This is a genomic window from Paenibacillus sp. ALE2 (assembly GCF_054113385.1).
In genome coordinates this window covers 5,243,358-5,263,269 of the sequence record NZ_CM134213.1, presented here as the reverse complement: position 1 = coordinate 5,263,269, position 19,912 = coordinate 5,243,358, and the positions used below count along the sequence as shown (strand labels likewise).

Genomic DNA, 19,912 nt, shown 5'->3' with positions numbered 1-19,912 from the left:
CAATATTGAGCGTATTCCAGTAACATAAGCAAATAAGCCAAACAGGTAAGAAGCATAAACGGAGGTTACAAACGTAATGGACATGAAAAGAGTATTTCAACGCCCACCGCTGGCGGACTGTGTACCCGAGTTGGTAGCTACAGCTAGAGGGGAGCGCAAGGCATCGCTGGTGATCCGCGGAGGAACGCTGGTCAATGTGGTATCGGGCGAATTGTTACCGGGCATGTCTATTGCTGTGCAAGGCTCTCGTATCGCCTACGTTGGTAGAGACGTTAGCCATACGATTGGAGAAGACACCGTAATCATTGAAGCGGAAGGCCGCTATATGGCACCGGGTTTGCTGGACGGACATTGTCATATTGAAAGCACACAGCTCACCGTAACTGAATTCGCGAAGGCTGTACTGCCGCTGGGCGTGACGGGCGGTTTTTTTGACCCACATGAAATTTCCAATGTGCTCGGTCTAAAAGGGCTTCGTCTAATGCTGGACGAAGCCCGCACGACACCGCTGGCTGCTTACATGCAGGTAGCTTCCTGCGTGCCTTCCACAGGCCCAGAGCTGGAAACGACCGGTGCCTCTTTCGGTCCGGCGGAAGTCACAGAGGCTCTAAGCTGGGGCCCAGATATGATTGGACTGGGCGAAGTAATGAATTTCCCTGGCGTCGTCTATGGTGATGACGTGATGATTGGGGAAATTCAGGCCACGCTGCGCGCCGGCAAGGTGGCGGACGGCCATTTTACATGGGCCTCCGATGATTGGCGGCTGCCGGTCTACGCAGCCGCAGGAATTACGGGCGATCACGAATGTGTCACGCCCGAGGATGTAGCCGAGCGCATCCGGCTCGGCATGTATGCCAAGATGCGGCAAGGCTCCGCATGGCATGATGTGGCCGAGACGATCCGTGCCAGCACGGAAATGGGTCTCGACACGCGCCGCATGATGCTGGTGACGGATGATCGCAGTGCGGAATCCCTGCTCCATGAAGGGCAGATGGACTTCGTGGTGCGTCATGCGATTGCGCAGGGCGTTAAACCCGTGACTGCCTTTCAAATGGCAACGCTGAATACGGCAGAGCGCTTCGGCGTAGCACGGGACATTGGCTCGATTATTCCCGGTGCGATTGCCGATATTATCCTGCTTGATGGCCGCTTAGCCGAAGTGAATGTGACGGCTACCATCGCAGCGGGCCAACTGGTGGCTGAGTACGGACAAATGGTCGCCGACTGGGAAGGCTTTGTTTATCCTGCGGAAGTGATGGACACGGTCCATTTGGGTCGAGAGCTGAGTGCTGCAGATTTTCGTATTGCGGCTCCAGTACAGGAAGGGAATGTACCTGTACGGGTAATTCGTGTCACGGAAAATCATGTGGATACGAAGGAAGTGCGGATGACCGTTCCGGTGCGTGATGGTGAAGTTGCATCAGATCCTGCGCAGGATTTGTGCAAAATCGCCGTTTTCGAGCGGCATCATGCCAGTGGCAGCCACGCGGTGGCGCTTGTGACAGGCGTCGGCTTCACCGAGCCGGCTGCAATTGCCATGACCGTAGCGCATGACAGCCACAACCTGCTCGTCATTGGTAATGATGACGAGCTCATGACCCAGGCGGCGAAGCAGGCCGTTGCCCTGCGTGGCGGCGTGGTGGTTGTATCCGCCTCGGGTGAGACGCGCTTCCCGCTCCCGATCGCTGGGCTGATGTCCCCAGCTCCGTTTGCAGAGGTGGCTGCGCAGTCCGAAAGTATCAGCCGGGCACTTCAGCAATCCGGCTGCATGCTGAACAACGCGCTGATGACACTGTCGTTGCTCGCACTGGTCGTAATCCCTGAAATCCGCCTGTCGGATCAGGGACTTGTCGTGATCGGAGCCGACGGTATACGCAAGGTGTCTCTTTTCGTGGAAGAGGATGCTACGGAAGCCTGATAGAATACGTCGCTGGGGGTTGTCCTGCAGGTCTTACCCAGACCTGAGGGATAGCCCCTGTTTTCTTATATAGTCCGCAAGGTATCTTAAATTCCTTAATCAACGTTTTGTGGGGTGGTGAGCAGATGCAATTATATTATCGTTCATTAGAAAAAATGGCTCATCAAGCTTCAATTATAGATCAGGATTGGAACAGGTTTGTAGAGCAAACCCGTGTGAGGCATGTTCAGCAGGGTACATATCTTATTGAAACAGGGGAACCTGTGAAACATGCTTATTTTTGTTCGGAGGGATTATTCCGGTTGTTTTATACTTTGGCAGATGGTAGAGAATATAATGTTGGTTTTTCACCAGAAAATGATTATGTAACCTCTTATGGCGCTATGGTTCAAGGTAAACCATCCACTTTTACGATTGAGGCCATGGAAGATTCGGTTGTTATTGAAATTCCATATCATGTCCTGAAGGAGCTTATGGATACAAGCCATATGTGGGAAAGATTCGTGCGTAAGAGCGTGGAAAGACTATACATTCGCAAGGAGGAACGAGAACGCGAATTGTTGTATCTTTCTGCTAGGGAACGTTATGATGCCTTTCTTCTCAAGTATCCCGGGTTGGACAAACGAGTTGCACAATACCATATAGCTTCGTACATAGGTGTATCCCCCGTCTCACTTAGTCGTTTGCTGCGCAGCGAGCCGCATTAACCTATGTTAATGCGGCTTGGCAGACAAGCAGCGTACAATAACGATAAATCCATTCAAACTTCACAAAAAAAAGGAGATAGGCATATGCGTTATATGATGATTGTATTATTGGAATTCTACCCTTCCTGGTTGGCTCTTCCTCGGGAAGAACGTCGCAAACATGCGGGAACCTTGCAGGCTCATATTCAGAAGTACAGCGAACATGTTCAGGTTCGTTTTTTTGATGCAGAAGCGCTGCCCGGAAAGGACTATACGGATTTCGTCGTATGCGAAACAGAGGATATGAAGCAATATCACTATATGTGGGAAGAAATTCGTGATTCGGAGCCGTATACTAAAGGGTACATGAAGATTAAAGATGTTTTGATGGGGATGGAAAATGCATTTCAGTCCTATGAGTCCGAAATGCTACAGATGGACAAATAACTCTCCGTACTCCCTTACTATATAAAAGTAGGAGTTGAGTTTGTACAGGCTTTAAACAAGGCGAGTTCCCGTGCTGTTTTTATTCAGCTGGGAATTCGCCTTTTATCTATTAGAGATGATCGCAAGGAAAAATTGTATTATACAACGGTATCACTTATAACCTTCAGAAATCCATTATTTGTTGCATTATTAATTAACTGATTAATAGATTTTGCTGCGCTATCGCTAAACAAGTACCACTCATCTTTGGATACGTCATGAATCAAAAACTTGGGATACCCGACTAAAACTTCGGATGGAAAGGACTGGATTAAAGAATACACGTCAAAACGAGCTAAGCTTTTCCCTTTTGGGTCTAAGAAATCGTATTGTGCATTTTTATAATAAGACCCAGGTGTGTCAATAGTGAAGCTCCAAGAATAGTTTTCAGGTGCTTCGACCTTTTGACCTTTGTTTTTTGTAAAAATATTATAAATGGTTTCATTATATGCATTGCCATGAATTTGCTGAACTACGCCGCCCAATATCATATGGTATTCCTGTTGAAGTGCCTTTACTTGTACACCGTTTATGAACAATGGTTCAGTAGTAATAGTCACTGTAAGGTTGCTGTAATTGACTTTACATCCAAACGCCTCTGCAATAAAACGAAGTGGAACATATATGCGATTGTTTTTCACGTATGGTTTTACATCAAGCAGTATCTTTTTACCGTTTTTCTCCGCTATGCTTCTGTTTATTGCTAATTTTACTTTTATATCGCTCTTAGCGAGAATAACCCCGGAATCGGACCACTCGACGCTAGCCCCCAAACTTTCGCTAATAACACGTAAAGGTACCATTGTACGTTTGTTCTTCATTTCTGGCTTCGCATCGGTTGCAATAGCCACACCGTCAATTTTGATTTGATTTTGTGCTGCATATGTAGTGGACGATGAAATACATAAAAAGATAGCAAGAAAAAAAACAAAGAATGCTTTGTTCATAAATGACTTCTCCTTTTTTAAATAAATTTGTTGCATAGCAACTTTTCACCATATTCAGACGCGACTGGATAAAATTTTGTTGCGCTTTCTTATTCATTAACTTAACGTAACAACGAGTTTATACTATTTAATTAATTTGTATATATTTACCAATGGGTAAATTCTAATCTCCCTGGGGAATTATGTCGATAACATTGAATATTGTTCATAAAATTTACAAAGTAAATGGGGGAAAGTTAATGAGAAAACAGCTAAAAGTTGCGATTTCTCTAGCATGTTTATTGATGTTTATAGGTTGTTCAGCATCACCAGTATCACAGCAGACGACCAAGATTACATTTTTGAATTCCAAATCTGAAATAAAAACCCAATTGGAAGAAGTGGCAAAACAATACAATCAAGAGCATCCGGAAGTATTTTTAGAAATTATTACTGCTCCAGAGGGAACGTCTGCATATCAAAAGCTGATGTCGATGTACGGCTCAGGAAGTCCAGCAACGATGTCGATGCTTGACCCGGGAGACACGCAGACATTCCTGGATAAAGCCGTTGATTTAAGTAAAGAGAAGTGGGTAGCCGATACGATAGAAAATGGACTTGACGCCGTTAAGAAAAACGATGCTGTGCTGGGATTTCCATTTGCAGTGGAAGGCTACGGATTAATCTATAACAAAAAAGTATTGGACAAGGCAACAGGGGGTTCTTTTGATCCTTCTTCGGTGAAAAGTAGAAGCAGCCTTAACTCATTAATGGCCAAGATTCAGCAGTCGGGAGTAGCACCGGTCATGCTTTCACCAATGGACTGGTCTCTCGGCTCTCATCTTTTAGCTCTGTCTTATTCTGTTCAACCCGAAGGTTTTCCAGAGTTTGTTAAAGGTATGCAGAACAACTCCATCGATTTGTCCCAAAACAGTGTAATGTCTGGATGGGTACAAACTTTAGACCTGCTCAAGGATAACAGCATCAATAAGCACTCGCCTTTGGACAGTACGTATGACGATGGAGCCAAAGCTTTGGGAGAGGGCAAGGTAGGGCTTTGGTTTATGGGTAACTGGGCTTGGAATGGAATAAAGAACAATGATACGGCAAATGAGGAATACGGTTTTTTGCCTCTTCCGTTAAATGATAATACGAATGATCCAAACAATTCAAAGATCACAGTTGGTGTGACAAAGTATGTATTCATCGACTCTACAGCTACCACGCCTCAGCAGCAAGAGGAAGCCAAGAAATTTTTAAACTGGCTGGTATACGAAAAGTCCGGTCAGGAACTTTTGGTCAACAAGGCCAATGTTATACCGGCCTTCAAGAGTATTGACTTGGTGCCTACCGATCCCTTGAGTAAATCGATCAAGTCATATTTGTCGAGCGGAAAGACGCTGCCGTTTATGGCAACACTTCCACCTGATCATGGGGCCATCACAGGAGCATCTATCCAAAGCTACATTAGTGGAAAGATAGATAAGGCTGAGCTGTTGCGCCAAATACGCATATACTGGAAAGCTCAGCAGGGATGATATGAGACCAGTCACGGGAAGGAAGATAAGGATGTTTAAATTAACGTTAAAGAAAAAAATAATTAGTGCAGCTCTCATACTGGTTGTCGTACTGTCCCTTTCAAGTGTTATAGGCGTCATTAAGATGTCGGAAATGGGAGAGGCTTCTGATAAGGTAAATAACAGGTCTTTACCTGCGGTTATTCTTCTTCAGGGTATGGATAAGCAGATTACAGAAATCGATAGACTAACTGTTCGATTGATACTCGAAGAGGATGAGACTATTCGCACCACTTATCAAGAAGAACTAACCAAAGCTACAGCTTCAATGGATAAGAGTGTAAATAAATATCAAAGTTTAGCCTCTACAGCGGAGGAAAAAGAACTGTTCACCAACTTTTATGGTCAGTGGGCAATGTATCTTCGCCATCTAAAGGTGGTTTCCGCTGCCATGGAAGAAAACGACAAAGTGATGGCCTACATGATCGTTCATGGAAATTCTTCTATTTATAAGGCGGCATTAGACGATGTAAATAAACTGAAGGTGCTTAATGAGCAGTATGCCACTGAGGCAGCTAATCAATCGAGTCAATCTTACCATTCAGGTAGACTTTTGATGATTTCTTTGACTATCATATGTACGATCCTGGGAATTATCGGTTCTTTTTTACTGGCTCAATCGTTCACTAAGCCCATATTAAGGATAGCGGAACAGATAAAGCTGGTAACGAGGGGGAACCTGCAAGTGGAACCTCTTAGGGTTCGATCCAAAGATGAGGTTGGGGAATTGGCATCCGATTTTAATGAAATGTGCGATTCACTGCGCAACCTTTTAAAGGAAGTTGTGGATAATTCCTTACTGGTTGCTTCTACGGCTGAACAGTTAACGGCCAGTGCAGAACAGACAAGCATTGCTACCGAGCAGATAGCTATAAGTGCCACTCAAGTCGCAGAGGGATCTCAGACACAGCTTGCAGATATTGCTGAAACGCTGAATTACACGGTAGGTGTTTCTAAAAGTGTAGAGAACATAACCAATCGCTTTGTGAATGTAGCTAATCTCACAATCCAAGCACAAGAAAAAGCAAACAACGGGAAAACCCAAATGTCTTCCACTGTCTCTCAAATAAGAGATGTGCATACCAAGGTAACTCAATCCGCTGAAGTAGTAAATATTCTAGGAGAAAAGTCAGCGGAGATTAGACAGATCACAGCTATGATCAGTGATATAGCAGCCCGAACCAACTTGCTTTCACTCAATGCGAGTATAGAAGCTGCAAGAGCGGGAGAGCAGGGAAAAGGATTTGCGGTTGTCGCTTATGAAGTACGCAATTTGTCGGCACAAGCAAGTGAAGCAACCGGCAAGATTTCCTCTCTGGTCAACGAAATCGCATTAAGAACAGACGAAGTTGTCATCTCGATGAATGAAGGTGTTCAATCACTAAATGAAGGTATGATGCTTGTCGAAGGTGTCGGTAACGTCTTTTCTGAAATTGTCGGTGCCGTTGAAGAAGTGAGCGGTGAGGTAGACACTGCCGCTGTAGAAGCAAGATCCGTAAATGAAGGAACCGTTTCTATGGTGGAATCTATGAAGAAAATTGCCGAAATCTCCGAACGTGCAGCCGATTCTACTCAAACAGTCGCAAGCGTAGTCGAGGAAACTACTGCTTCCATGCAGGAAGTGTCTGCAGGTGCTAACATGCTTGCCAAGCGGGCGGAAGAGATGAATCAAACGGTGTCTGTATTCAAAATTTAAAGTAAGTTGGCGGTAGCCTTGGACGAGAAAAACAAGTCCTAGACTACCGCTGTTACCATTAGATTACGAGTGAACGGCTTCAGCTTTTTTAGCAGCTCTTTTCAGATCCTGTTTACGGCGTTCCTCTAGATACCGTTCTCCATTTTTCTTGTCAGCTGTCAGCGTAAAGCAGGAAATGATGGTGAACAGACCGGCAATGGAACCCAGAATAACATAAGTGATCGGGAAATTCAGAACTTCATACATATGTCCGACAATAGGTGAGAAAACAGATACCACCAGGGAGCCCATAAACAAATACAGCAGGTACATGGTGGACGATAAGCGCTGGTCAAAGTTGACGGTAATGTACTTGAAGATGGCGACGAGAATCAGCGGTTTTTCCAGGGAGTGAATCATCTTCATCGCAGCCACCCATATGGAACCGAACGGCAGCGAAGAACCGATAATACGCAATGACATGATCGCTCCGGCAATAATCAATGCCCATTTGGCAGTCGTTTTGTTGACAAACCATGGGGTAACAAACAGGAACACAAATTCCAGGAATACTTGCACAGCACTTAAATCACCAAGGAATTGATTTCCTTCTGCTTTAGAACTGAACTGAGATACGAAATAGGTGGCAAATTGCTGGTCATATACCTCATAAATTTGGGTCACACCAACCATGAATAGCATTAGAAACCAGAACTTTGTGGTGCGTACGAGATGCAGTACGTCAGTGAGCTTCAACGATTCAGTTTTCTGCTGCTCCTGTCCAGAAATTTCGACTTTGGTCAGGAAGATGCAGATCATAGCAACAACGGCAGATACGGAGGCAATCCAGAAGGTCAGATTCACATTGATATTGATGACCCGTCCCGCAACAAAGGTAGCAGCTGCCCACCCGAGTGAGCCCCACATACGAACTCGTCCGTATTCAAACCCATATTTGCGTGACACTTTGTCCATATAGGAATCGACGACACCATTACCTGCATTAAACACCAGGCCGATAAATAGGGCGCCGACAATAGCACCAATGACGAACTGCGTTTGAAGCAATGGACCGTACACATAGATAAAAAAGGGTCCGACGAGCAAAAGAATCGTAAAAAGTATGTACAGCAGATGTTTTCTCAAGCCCAGCTTGTCGGATAAGTACCCAAACAGGGGTTGCATGATCAAGGCGACGATAGAGTTAGCCGCGTATAAAAACCCTGTGTAGGTTTCTGAAATCCCCAGGCTTTGTCCTAGCCAAATGACAAAAAAAGACATGGCGGCAGACCATGTAAACAGATAAGCGAAGTTAAAAACGCTCAAAGACCAATAGTTGCGTTTTGCCAAATTCCTCATGTATAAGCACCCCTTCAAATTGTAGCTGCTCAATGTGTTGACAACGTCATTAAGCATTGTCTGTACTATTAATTGTAAGGAGGATTGAATTGAATCCATAGGGCATTTTCCCAAGATTTCCTGTGCTTATTGCAATCAATTGCCAGGTTGGGTTGTACATAACTTTTCTCATCTTGTAAGAAATAAGTCCTACGTGTAAAATTCTTTATAGTTCATTGAGCTCATTTGGTAGGAGGAGAAACACGGCAAGAAGTAGAATTGTTCTAAGGTCTGGCTGACATGGTCATACTGATAGCACAATAAATTGCTAAAGCAAGGGGATGAAGTGGTTCTTTCGCAAGTACAAAGTTACTTGATACCGTGAACGTATATAGAGTATTGTGTAATGATGAGTTATCGAACCCCACATCTTGAATAACGTTTCACACCGGTCGGGAAGGGTTAGCGGATGGCTATCCCTACTTGGTGCTGCTATAACCCTATGAGCATGTACTACACAAAATAAAAAGAAAATGAATGATAACAAACTGTTGTGATTTCATGGTTGGAGGATTTATTATGTCAAAAAGTGTTTCTTCGTCCTTTATTATTATTATAGGATCGATGCTATTTGCCTTATTTTTTGGTGCAGGGAATCTAATCTTCCCACCTATGCTTGGTCAAATGGCTGGAAAGAATGTGTGGATAGCCAATGCGGGTTTCTTGGTTACCGGAGTTGGCTTACCGTTACTAGCCATCACTGCCTTTGTTTTTTCAGGCAAAAGCAATTTACAAACTTTAGCGAGTCGTGTACATCCTGTATTCGGGATTGTCTTTACAACGATTCTTTATCTAGCCATTGGCCCGTTATATGCAATTCCAAGAACCGGTAGTGTGTCGTTTGAAATTGGTGTCAAGCCTTTTTTTTCAGACCATACAGATCATCCTGTCGCACTTTTTGTATTTACCATTCTTTTTTTTGGGGTTGCATGCTTGTTATCACTTAACCCTACAAAAATTATTGATGTGATCGGAAAGTTTTTAACACCCATTAAATTGACATTCATTGGGATTCTGGTGGTCGTAGCCCTTATTCACCCCATAGGAGCCTTCCAAGCACCTGCCGAAGGCTATACTTCGCACGTCTTTTTCAAAGGCTTTCAAGAAGGTTATTTAACATTGGATGCTCTTGTAGCCTTTATTTTTGGAATTATTATTGTGAATGCAATTAAGGAAAGAGGAGTTACTGCCAAAAAAGAGCTGATGATTATTTGTGCCAAATCGATAACCATTGCGGTTGTCCTCTTAGCATTTATCTATACGTCTCTTGCCTACATGGGAGCTTCTAGCGTTGAAAAACTGGGTGTTTTAGAAAATGGTGCTGAGGTGTTAGCCAAGGTTTCATCCTATTATTTTGGATCTTACGGCTCCATTTTATTAGGCTTAATGATTACAGTAGCGTGTTTAACGACAAGCGTAGGGCTTATTACGTCCTGTTCTTCCTTTTTTCATACCTTGTTTCCGAAAGTTTCTTATAAAAGAATTGCTCTCATGTTATCCATATTTAGTACCATTGTAGCCAATATAGGTTTAACACAGCTCATTAAGGTTTCAACACCAGTGTTAATTGCAATATATCCTATTGCGATTTCTCTAATATTTTTAACATTTTTACATTCCGTGTTTAAAGGAAAATCAGAAGTATATCAAGGCAGTTTAATATTAACCTTCATTGTTAGTCTATTTGACGGCTTGAATGCTGCTGGAATAAAAATCAAAGTAATTAATGACTTTTTTACTCAAATTCTTCCGTTATATGATGTAGGATTAGGCTGGTTAATTCCCTCTGTTTTAGGAGGAGTAGGGGGGTATATATTCTACTATATTAAACGAAGAAAAATTGTCCTTATACTTATGAAGCCCAAAAAATAAATGATTTGCTTATTCGGTGAATTGGACATGTATAACCAAAAGAAAGAACGAACGGAGAACTTGATCTTCTGTTCGTTCTTTCTTTTTGTAACTTTACGCGCAGCTATTCAAAACAAAATCATAAATTTCCGTCTGTTATAGAAAGGACAGCAAGCGCCTGATCTGCTTCGTGCTGCTTGCGGTATAGCGAAGGAGTCAGACCGTTCCATTTTTTAAAGGTTGCAATAAAATAGCTTAGATTTTCAAATCCCACATCCAGCGCAATATCAACTACTTTGCGGTCACTTTGCTCTAGCAACCTGCAAGCCTTCTGAATCCGCTGATAGTTGATATATTCAACCGGACTTTTCTGCACCATCTGCTTGAAGAAACGACAGAAATGTCCCTCGCTCATCCCAACCTCATCTGAGATCTCTCGCAAACGAATGGGCTCATGCGCATGGCTGTTGATGTACGCCAGTGCTTTTTTGATCCGTTCGACCTTGTTGCGTTGACTCGCCATAACCACGTCCTCTCCACTAGCCGGAGTCATGTGCGGGAACAGGCAGGCAATTATGCTATAGAGCTGCGCCTTGGTCGCCAGTTCACGGGCAGGCGCATTCTGTTCATGGCTAGTGATAATACGTTTCAATGCGGTCAATAGCTCCTGCTCCCAAGGCTGCACACCGCGAATGTGAGGGGGAGGGACGAGTTTTTTATTGATAAATGGTTCAATAAACTGCGTCTGAACTGTATCTTGCGTGCGGCTGTGCAGCATATCCGGGTGAAACACCACCGCAGAAAATACACATCGAGGACTTTTTTGTAAATAACCAGCGTGAAGCTCGCCACTGTGTACAAAAAGGGCTTCACCTTCGCTAACCTCCGTATAGACCATATCCGTCTGAAATATAGCGCTCCCCTGTTCTACTACGATAAACTCCATTTCCTCATGCCAATGGGACTCCAATATACTATTTCCGTTCAATTGCTCTACGCTCGGATATACGCTGACTGGATACATGGGATTGCCGTGAATACGGTTTTCTCTTAACATTTCCCTTTGCATTTTACTGATTCCTTTCGGCACACTGATTTATATAGAAAACATCAAAATATTGATACTAAACGTCAAAATAAAAGAAGTAAACCCTTACATAAATCAATATTATTATAGTAAGGATTTCGAAAAAATCCAATCAGCGATTTGGGAACAAGGAATATAAAAGTCGAGATGGAGGAAGAGACAGATGAAATTTACTGATGGCTATTGGTTGGTTCGCAAGGGCTATGAAATACAAAATCCTGCTGACATCCGTGATATCGTGACGGACGATGCTTCCATGACGGTATATGCAGCAACCCACCGGATCGAGCACAAAGGGGATACGCTAAATGGAGCGTTACTGAAAGCGACCTACAGCTCTCCCATGCCGAATGTTATTCGGGTGCGTCTGAACCACCATAAGGGACGGGTACATCATGGACCAGATTTTGAAATTCACACCTTGCCGACAGAGGTGGATATTACGGTGGGTGAGGACGTAGCAGTGCTGAAAAGCGGCGATCTGAGTGTGCGAGTCGGTCGTGGAAAGAGCTGGGACGTAGGCTTTTATGTCAAGGATCGTAAAGTCACGGGCAGTGGGCATCGGGGACCCGGCTATATTACAGACCCGCAGGACCAGCCATTTTTCCGGGAGCAGCTGGAGCTGGGTATGGGGGAGTACGTATACGGCCTTGGAGAGCGTTTCACTCCATTTGTGAAAAATGGTCAGGTCGTTGATATTTGGAATGAAGATGGCGGGACCAGCAGTGAACAAGCATACAAAAACATTCCATTTTATTTATCCAATAAAGGGTACGGTGTATTCGTCAATCATCCGGAAAAGGTATCTTACGAGATTGCATCGGAAAACGTTTCGAAGGTACAGTTTAGCGTTGCTGGCGAATCGTTAGAGTATTTTATTATTGGTGGAGCTAATCCTAAGGAGGTACTGGACAATTATACCAAGCTGACAGGCAAACCTGCATTGCCACCGGCCTGGACCTTTGGTTTGTGGCTGACAACTTCGTTTACGACTGATTATGATGAAGCGACAGTAAACCATTTTGTCGACGGGATGGCTGAACGGGATCTGCCACTCTCGGTATTCCATTTTGACTGCTTCTGGATGAAGGAATACCAATGGTGCGATTTTCAGTGGGATCAAGATATGTTCCCAGACCCAGAAGGTATGTTGCAGAGATTGAAGGCTAAGGGACTCAAAATTTGCGCATGGATCAATCCGTATATTGCAGAAAAGTCCATTTTGTTCGATGAAGGTATGGAGAATGGCTATTTGGTCAAAACAGCTGATGGCAGCGTGTGGCAATGGGACATGTGGCAGGCGGGGATGGGGCTGGTTGACTTCACGAACCCGGCTGCAGTTGCCTGGTATCAGGATAAGCTGAAGGTGCTGATCGATCAAGGCGTGGATTGCTTCAAAACCGACTTTGGTGAGCGTATTCCAACAGATGTAGTTTATTATGATGGCTCTGATCCAATGAAAATGCACAATTACTATACGCATTTGTACAACAAAGCTGTGTTTGATGTGCTGGAGGAAAAGCTGGGCAAAAATGAAGCCGCATTATTTGCACGTTCTGCCACAGCCGGGGGACAACAGTTCCCAGTTCACTGGGGCGGAGACTGCTCGTCCACGTATGAGTCGATGGCAGAGTCCTTGCGGGGCGGATTATCGCTTGGTTTGAGTGGCTTTGGCTTTTGGAGCCATGATATTAGCGGCTTTGAACTAACGGCTGCGCCGGACTTATACAAACGGTGGGTACAGTTTGGATTGTTATCCTCCCATAGCCGTCTACACGGAAATGTGTCATACCGTGTTCCTTGGCTGTTTGACGAAGAGTCAGTCGACGTGGTGCGCAGCTTTACCAAACTCAAATGCTCGCTGATGCCACACCTGTATGCTTCTGCTGTGGAATCCTCGGTGAGGGGACTGCCGATGATGCGGGCTATGGTATTGGAATTCCCGCAGGACCCTACCTGTGCAACGCTGGATTTACAATACATGCTGGGGGATTCCATTTTGGTAGCCCCGATCTTTAATAAAGAAGGCAATGTAACCTATTATGTACCCGAGGGACAATGGACGAATTTGTTAACGAATGAAATCGTGTCTGGTGGTCGTTGGGTCAACGAGCATCATGATTTTACAACCTTACCTGTGCTCGTGAAGCCAAACACATTGTTGGCCATCGGTCATGAGGATCGTCGTCCGGATTATGATTATGCAGATCAAGTGACGCTTCATTTGTTTGAGCTCGGCGAAGGGCAACAGGCTCGTTCGGTTATCGTGAATACATCAGGCGAAGAAGAGCTCACGGTTACTGCCAGCCGTAAGGATTCTGTCATTACGGTGAAGGCAGAAGGTGCCGTTAAACCGTGGTCGTTAGTACTACGCGGTATCCATGAGGCTGTTCAAGTGGAGGAAGGCAGCAGTCTGGCGGGAGAACAAGGGGTAATCATTACACCAGCCACCAGCGGACAACAAGAGCTCACTATTCACTTGGGCTAGTCAGGAGTTCATCTGTAGATGGATAGATTATAATATAGCGATTATATTGCGAAAAAAAGGGGTTGCCTGATACAAACAGGCAACCCCTTTTTAATGTGGCATTCTGAAAGAGAATATCTTCAAATTTAGCTTAGATATCATTCCCTATGCATTCTGTTGAAGTAGTAGTGGTACAAGGTACTGCCGGAAAATATCCACAGGAGTCCGCTTCTTTTTAAATGTATCAGCCGTGAGGACAACTACTAAGTCATAGGACGGGACCACAATAATATATTGCCCACCAAAGCCGAGTGCGTAAAAATAGTCTATTTCGGTTCCTGTTTCTCTCTCATCCGAAAAGGAAGAAGCCCACCAGTGACAGCCGTAATATGCTTTTTGTGGTTTGGAGGCTGGAAGAAATGGACGAGTCGAATATCGGACGGTCTCTGTCTGGATGATCTGCCGTCCTTCCCAGCTTCCTTCGTTCAGATAAAGCCGCCCGAATTTGAGCATGTCCAGCGGTCTGAGATGTAGCCCGAAGCCTCCGGTGTGAGTGCCTTGCGGATCGGTTTCCCAATGATAGTTATCGATACCGAGCGGCTGGAATAATTGCTCCTCGGCAAATTCAGCAACGGCTTGTCCAGAGGCAGAACGTAGCAAGGTGGCCAAAAGTTGAGAACAGCCAGAGCTGTACTCCATTCGCGTACCTGGTATATCCGATAATGGCTGTGAAAGCACAAATTGCACCCAATCGGACGTTTTGCTCATGGTAGGAAAAGAATTTTGTCCCCCAAATTCCGTCCAGTTAAAGCCAGCAGACATCGTCAGCAGGTGTTCAATCGTAATATCACGCTTTCGAGGGTCACTATCTTTGGCCAGCTGGGGGAAAAATTCGAGGATCGGTGTCTCTGGTTTGGGTACCAGTTGTTGATCCATAGCAATACTAACTAATGCGGAAATCACACTCTTGGTACAGGAATTTATTTTATAGAGTTGGTTGGCAATTTGAGGTTCACGGTAGTAATCCATGATCATGTTTCCCTGCTGCTCAATAAGACAGCTGCGGGTTTCCAACTCGTTAAGTACGTGAATAAGCGGTTTGAGCTCCAGACTTTTCATGCAGTTCCTCCTTGAGGCTTTTAGCATACCATTACATAGTATATCATTTTTAACCTTCCAAATCCGACAAGTATAAACGGATAATAGTTTTTATCTTTTTCCCTAATTTGAATTTTTTTGTTTTTTGATATTAAAAAACATATATATGTTCACTTAATAGACACAAATACATTTAAAAATCTATACACTTTTCCGCTTTCATTTAAAAAAACAGACCAATAAAACGATATATAGTAAGTTGAACATTTTATTTTGAAACAACTGGGGGACCAATTCATGAACTTAACAATTAAGGCCAAAATGATTCTCAGCGCGATACTGATCCCAAGTGTGATTGCTGCCATGCTGCTGACCAATTACATTTTAAGTATACATAGTGAGAACGAGTACAAAGATATTATGAATCGTGAAGAGACGATTGCGTATAACTCCAAGTCTCTTCAATTTTTGTTAAACGGGATATCCAATGATGAGCGGGCATATTTGCTGACTCGTGACGAACAGTATGGGAACGAGATCGGAAACAAGCAGAGTGAAGTTGCAAAGTTGCTACAGGAGACAGAAGTTCTACTCAATACAGGCAATGAGGATACAAAGAAGAAGATGACTGAGCTCAAAACAGGGATTAATACCTATATGAATCAGGTTCATAGTCTACTGACTACAGCGGGGTATAAGAGTACAAGAGATGATGCTTTCCCCCCATTTTCTGAATTGCTCGATGATTTTGAAAACGAACGGGTTTTGCGTAAGCAACTTGATACCAAGGTGGTAGCATTTGTCAAGGCGCAGGAAGATATGGTAACGGTGAAAATACAGCAGGCGCACCAAACGATGACGAATACAACTTTGATTACGAGCATTGTAGGGCTTTTGGTTATTATTTACAGCATTGCTCAATCTATCGTTTTGATTCGTTCGATCCGTCCATTACACCATATGAATGAGCAGTTGTTGCAAATGTCTCAAGGTGGAGGAGATTTGCGAAGTCGACTGGATATTACGTCCAAAGACGAAATCGGTATGATTGCGAGCTCCTACAACAAGCTTATTGAAGGGTTCCGCAGTATCATTGTGGATGCTCAGGATACGGCTCGTACATTAACGGTAACCGCAGAGCGTGTTAACGTCAGTACTGAGGAAATGAATCAGGCCAATCGTCATACCTCCGGTGTAATGGAAGAGCTTGCGACGGGCATGGAGCATCAGGTCGATGATATTACACAAACTACAGATACCATGAAAGAACTTGCCTACGAGCTGGAACAGATTGCTGCCACAAGCGAGCAGGTATATGAATTGTCTGATACAGCCGCTAAAGATGCAGAAGCAGGGGAACAATCGATTGGCCAGGCTATGCGTCAGATGGAGAAGGTAAGCGAAAGTGTAGACAGCTCTGCACGTGCTGTACGTTCACTTAGTGAACAGGCGGAGCAGATTGGCATGATCGGATCTGTTATTACCGGATTTGCCAAACAGACTGGAATGCTGGCGCTTAACGCATCCATTGAAGCGGCAAGAGCGGGAGAACAGGGCAAAGGATTTGCTGTTGTGGCCTCTGAGGTAAAAAGATTGTCCGAGCAGGTATCGGTTTCAGCAGCAGAAATCACACAGTTTGTGCAAAACATTCAGGAGCATGTTGGGCATGTCGCTTCCACCATGCAGTCTGGAACAGTTGAAGTGCAATCTGGCGTAAAGGTCATGCAATCCGCTGAAACTGCATTTCGTCAGATTGGAAGTTCCATTCAACAGGTCAGCGAGCAGATTCACAGTGTTAATCGGTCTGTAGAACAAATGTCCGGTGGATCAGAGCGAATGGTGAAGGCGGCGGAACGCATACGTGAAGTAGCGGAGCAGACGGCAGGAGGAACCCAAAGCGTCAGTGCGGCGGCTGAAGAGCAACTGGCTTCCATGGAGGAAATTGCATCGTCCATTCACACTCTGGCGGATATGTCGCAATTGCTGAACGCAAGGGTCGGTGGTTTTAAAGTATAGTCGTATAAATTCCCACCAATGTAAACACAATAACATCTGTTGAACGAATCTGGACAGCTGTGTTATTACTTTTGCAAAGGTGGTAACGGGATGCAACAAAATAAAGGGAATCTGGTTGCATTAGGTTCCATCCCGCTGATGATGACGCTGGGTAATTCCATGCTGATTCCGGTTTTACCGGAAATCGGACGTAAGCTACATGTAAGCTCCTTTCGGATTAGCATGTTGATTACAGTGTATGCGGTGGTGGCCATTTTACTGATACCGATTGCTGGCTATCTATCCGACCGTTTTGGCCGTAAAGCGGTGATTGTTCCCTGTCTGATTCTGACTGTGATTGGAGGGGGCATTTCTGCGGTTGGAGCATGGCTGCTACATGACCTGGCAGCTTACTGGACCATTATTGCAGGTCGTCTACTTCAGGGCGCGGGAGCGGCGGGGGCTTTTCCTATAGTCATTCCACTTGTGGGCGATCTGTATGAGAACGAGGATGAAGCCAGCAAGAACCTGGGAGTAGTCGAGACCTACAACACATTCGGTAAAGTATTAAGTCCGATTCTCGGTGCTGCGCTGGGAGCTGTGCTATGGTTTTTGCCATTGGCAGTGATTCCGGGCCTCTGTCTGATTTCGCTTATTTTGGTCATTTGGCTGATCCATGTACCCAAGCGTAAAAACAAACCGATTAGGTTTCAAGAATTTGTGGGGAATGTGAAACAGGTGCTTGCCGAAAAAGGACGCTGGCTCTATGCTATTTTTGCTATGGGCGGTATTTGCATGTTTGTCATTTTTGGCGTCTTGTTCTACTTATCCGACATACTGGAAAGTCGTTACAACCTCCATGGCGTCTGGAAGGGCTTTGTGCTGGCCATACCGCTTATTTCTCTCTGTCTGTGCTCTTATTTAGGTGGCAAGGTTATTGGCAAGCACAAAAAGCGTATGAAATGGATCGGTTTCGGTGGTTTGGCCATATTGACGATCAGCTTTGCTATTCTCGGATTTTTTCAACATATTTATGCTGTGATTGGCCTGTTTACGCTAGGGGGCGGTGGTATTGGGCTCGCACTCCCTTGTTTGGATGCACTGATTACTAAGGGAATTGAAAAAGAAGAGCGCGGAACCATCACTTCCTTGTACAGCAGTATGCGCTTTGTCGGAGTATCTTTAGGCCCTCCGGTTGTATCCTTGCTGATCGGCAGCAGTGGGCATGGTCTGCTTTTTGGCGTCATGGCCGCAGTGGGGGGGATTGCGGCTCTGCTTATGCTATTTGCGGTCAAGCCAGAGCAGGATGAACCCGCAGGGGGCAAATCCAGTGATCGTAGCCATAAGACTGAGGGAATGACATACGTGTCTCGAGAAAAGCCTCTTTCTTCTAAGCTAAGACACAAAACTCCTGCGAAATATAAATAAATTGCAATTGAAAAAGCTTTGAAATAAAAAAAGCACCCGTTTTCCATGTAAAGCCATGGTAACGGGTGCTTTTGATATTTGAGCAAATATAGTATGGATACTCATTTTAAAGAATAGTCTTACCCCTCCAGAGGAACATTTGTTTTAGGCTTGCGGCTTGCGATAATCTGAATGACGTAAATCAGCAAGAACAGCACAACAAACAGCGACGAAAGACGATACATCCATGCATAATCACTGGCTTTGGCGATAACGCCAAGTATAAGTGCTCCGGCTGCGACTCCAAAATCGAGGGAATTGAGAAACATACCGTTTGCCATGCCCCTCTGTTTAGGTGACACGACCTGAATCATCCAGGTTTGCAAGGTTGGCTGCATAACACCAAACCCGATACCGTAGCAAAGAGCAGACAGATACATAAAGGCGTCACTGTGTGCGTAGGAAAGCAGAATCAGACCACCAATGAGAAACAGGGAACCAGGGATGAGCAGTGCCTTTGCCCCTTTTTTGTCATATATACGGCCCGAGAAGGGGCGCACGATCAGTACAGATACCGCATTAAACAGGAAAAAGTAAGCCGGGTGCGCCAGATTAGCTTCATCTCCATAGAGCGCCATAAAACCGAGCAACCCGCCATATGTGATAGACATCAACATGTTCAACAAGGCGGGAATCCACAATTTACGGTTGAATGCCGGTTTGCGCCCTTCCTCCAAAGGGACCATAGGTGGTTCGACATGCCCCTTAGGCAGTGTGCGAATGAGCCAGTAGGCTAGAGGGAAAATGACAACGATGACAGCAGATGTCGAATAGGCAAGCAGGTTAAAACTGCCGTATTGCAGCATCGAAATACCGATGGTTGGCCCAATAGACATGGCTAAACTAGTGGACAGACTAAAAAATCCCATTCCTTCACCGAGACGTTTGGGAGGGATGACGTCAGTGACCATTGTTGGAAAGGCAGTGCTGCTCATACCAAAGCCAATCCCAAACAGCATACGCATGAGCAGGAGTACCGCAATTGTCGGTGAAACACTGTATCCCAGCGTTCCTGCTAATGCAAACAGCAGTCCAACGAAGATCAGGGCGCTGCGATGTCCTTTTTCCAGCATACGGGCAGAAAAAAGTCTTGCGACAATTGCACTTAATGCGAACAAAGTCGTAACAAGACTGACCTGCACGGAGGTAGCATGGAATGCATTTTTCACATAGGAAGGAATGGAAGATACAATCATCTGTAGTTCCAGAAACAAAAATAAATTGGAAACCGTAAGAACGATAAATTCCTTGGTCCAAAGAGGTTGCTTGCCTTGTTGCATA

General features: G+C 44.8%; 14 protein-coding genes. 9 read left to right on the top strand and 5 right to left on the bottom strand.

Annotation, left to right across the window (positions count from 1 at the left end; all coding sequences use genetic code 11):
* Window positions 1-76 precede the first annotated feature (76 nt).
* The 3 genes from ACXHJ1_RS22580 (at window position 77) to ACXHJ1_RS22570 (ending at window position 3,051) form a co-directional block, all read left to right on the top strand.
* Window positions 77-1,918, top strand: a complete 1,842-nt coding sequence (locus ACXHJ1_RS22580; protein ID WP_457905247.1) for an adenine deaminase — start codon at window positions 77-79, stop codon at window positions 1,916-1,918.
* Window positions 1,919-2,043: 125 nt separating this feature from the next.
* Window positions 2,044-2,625: a Crp/Fnr family transcriptional regulator gene (locus ACXHJ1_RS22575; protein WP_025364613.1), complete on the top strand. Its 582-nt coding sequence runs from the start codon at window positions 2,044-2,046 to the stop codon at window positions 2,623-2,625.
* An 84-nt stretch (window positions 2,626-2,709) separates the two neighbouring features.
* On the top strand, window positions 2,710-3,051 hold the full coding sequence (locus ACXHJ1_RS22570) for a darcynin family protein (RefSeq protein WP_019686951.1): 342 nt from the start codon (window positions 2,710-2,712) through the stop codon (window positions 3,049-3,051).
* Between the two features lie 137 nt (window positions 3,052-3,188).
* On the opposite strand, the gene ACXHJ1_RS22565 is transcribed toward ACXHJ1_RS22570, so the two are convergent.
* Window positions 3,189-4,037, bottom strand: a complete 849-nt coding sequence (locus ACXHJ1_RS22565) for a copper amine oxidase N-terminal domain-containing protein (protein WP_457905246.1) — start codon at window positions 4,035-4,037, stop codon at window positions 3,189-3,191.
* 239 nt (window positions 4,038-4,276) lie between these two features.
* On the opposite strand from ACXHJ1_RS22565, the gene ACXHJ1_RS22560 reads away from it, so the two are divergent.
* Window positions 4,277-5,554, top strand: a complete 1,278-nt coding sequence (locus ACXHJ1_RS22560; protein ID WP_457905245.1) for an ABC transporter substrate-binding protein — start codon at window positions 4,277-4,279, stop codon at window positions 5,552-5,554.
* 31 nt (window positions 5,555-5,585) lie between these two features.
* Window positions 5,586-7,289: a methyl-accepting chemotaxis protein gene (locus ACXHJ1_RS22555; protein ID WP_016819199.1), complete on the top strand. Its 1,704-nt coding sequence runs from the start codon at window positions 5,586-5,588 to the stop codon at window positions 7,287-7,289.
* Window positions 7,290-7,352: 63 nt separating this feature from the next.
* Here ACXHJ1_RS22555 and ACXHJ1_RS22550 read toward each other — a convergent pair whose 3' ends face one another.
* Entirely contained in the window at window positions 7,353-8,627 is a 1,275-nt protein-coding gene (locus ACXHJ1_RS22550) for an oligosaccharide MFS transporter (RefSeq protein ID WP_103042370.1), read from the bottom strand.
* A 558-nt stretch (window positions 8,628-9,185) separates the two neighbouring features.
* On the opposite strand from ACXHJ1_RS22550, the gene brnQ reads away from it, so the two are divergent.
* A complete protein-coding gene (gene brnQ / locus ACXHJ1_RS22545) occupies window positions 9,186-10,538 on the top strand; it encodes a branched-chain amino acid transport system II carrier protein (RefSeq protein ID WP_457905244.1) in 1,353 nt (450 codons plus the stop codon).
* A gap of 118 nt (window positions 10,539-10,656) precedes the next feature.
* Here the strand turns inward: brnQ and ACXHJ1_RS22540 are convergent, their stop codons facing one another.
* Window positions 10,657-11,586, bottom strand: a complete 930-nt coding sequence (locus ACXHJ1_RS22540; RefSeq protein ID WP_016819202.1) for a helix-turn-helix transcriptional regulator — start codon at window positions 11,584-11,586, stop codon at window positions 10,657-10,659.
* A 181-nt stretch (window positions 11,587-11,767) separates the two neighbouring features.
* Between ACXHJ1_RS22540 and yicI the strand changes: the two genes are divergently transcribed.
* Window positions 11,768-14,092, top strand: coding sequence for an alpha-xylosidase (gene yicI / locus ACXHJ1_RS22535; RefSeq protein WP_457905243.1), 2,325 nt, complete (start codon window positions 11,768-11,770; stop codon window positions 14,090-14,092).
* Window positions 14,093-14,236: 144 nt separating this feature from the next.
* On the opposite strand, the gene ACXHJ1_RS22530 is transcribed toward yicI, so the two are convergent.
* Complete coding sequence (locus ACXHJ1_RS22530; protein ID WP_457905242.1) at window positions 14,237-15,190, bottom strand: serine hydrolase domain-containing protein; 954 nt, start codon at window positions 15,188-15,190, stop codon at window positions 14,237-14,239.
* A gap of 276 nt (window positions 15,191-15,466) precedes the next feature.
* Here ACXHJ1_RS22530 and ACXHJ1_RS22525 point away from each other — a divergent pair, with 276 nt between their 5' ends.
* Both ACXHJ1_RS22525 and ACXHJ1_RS22520 read left to right on the top strand, forming a co-directional pair.
* On the top strand, window positions 15,467-17,185 hold the full coding sequence (locus ACXHJ1_RS22525; RefSeq protein WP_457905241.1) for a methyl-accepting chemotaxis protein: 1,719 nt from the start codon (window positions 15,467-15,469) through the stop codon (window positions 17,183-17,185).
* A gap of 90 nt (window positions 17,186-17,275) precedes the next feature.
* Window positions 17,276-18,592 (top strand): MFS transporter, encoded by a 1,317-nt coding sequence (locus tag ACXHJ1_RS22520; protein ID WP_330720431.1) that lies wholly within the window; start codon window positions 17,276-17,278, stop codon window positions 18,590-18,592.
* 119 nt (window positions 18,593-18,711) lie between these two features.
* Here ACXHJ1_RS22520 and ACXHJ1_RS22515 read toward each other — a convergent pair whose 3' ends face one another.
* On the bottom strand, window positions 18,712-19,911 hold the full coding sequence (locus ACXHJ1_RS22515; protein ID WP_016819207.1) for an MFS transporter: 1,200 nt from the start codon (window positions 19,909-19,911) through the stop codon (window positions 18,712-18,714).
* Between the last annotated feature and the right edge of the window lies 1 nt (window position 19,912).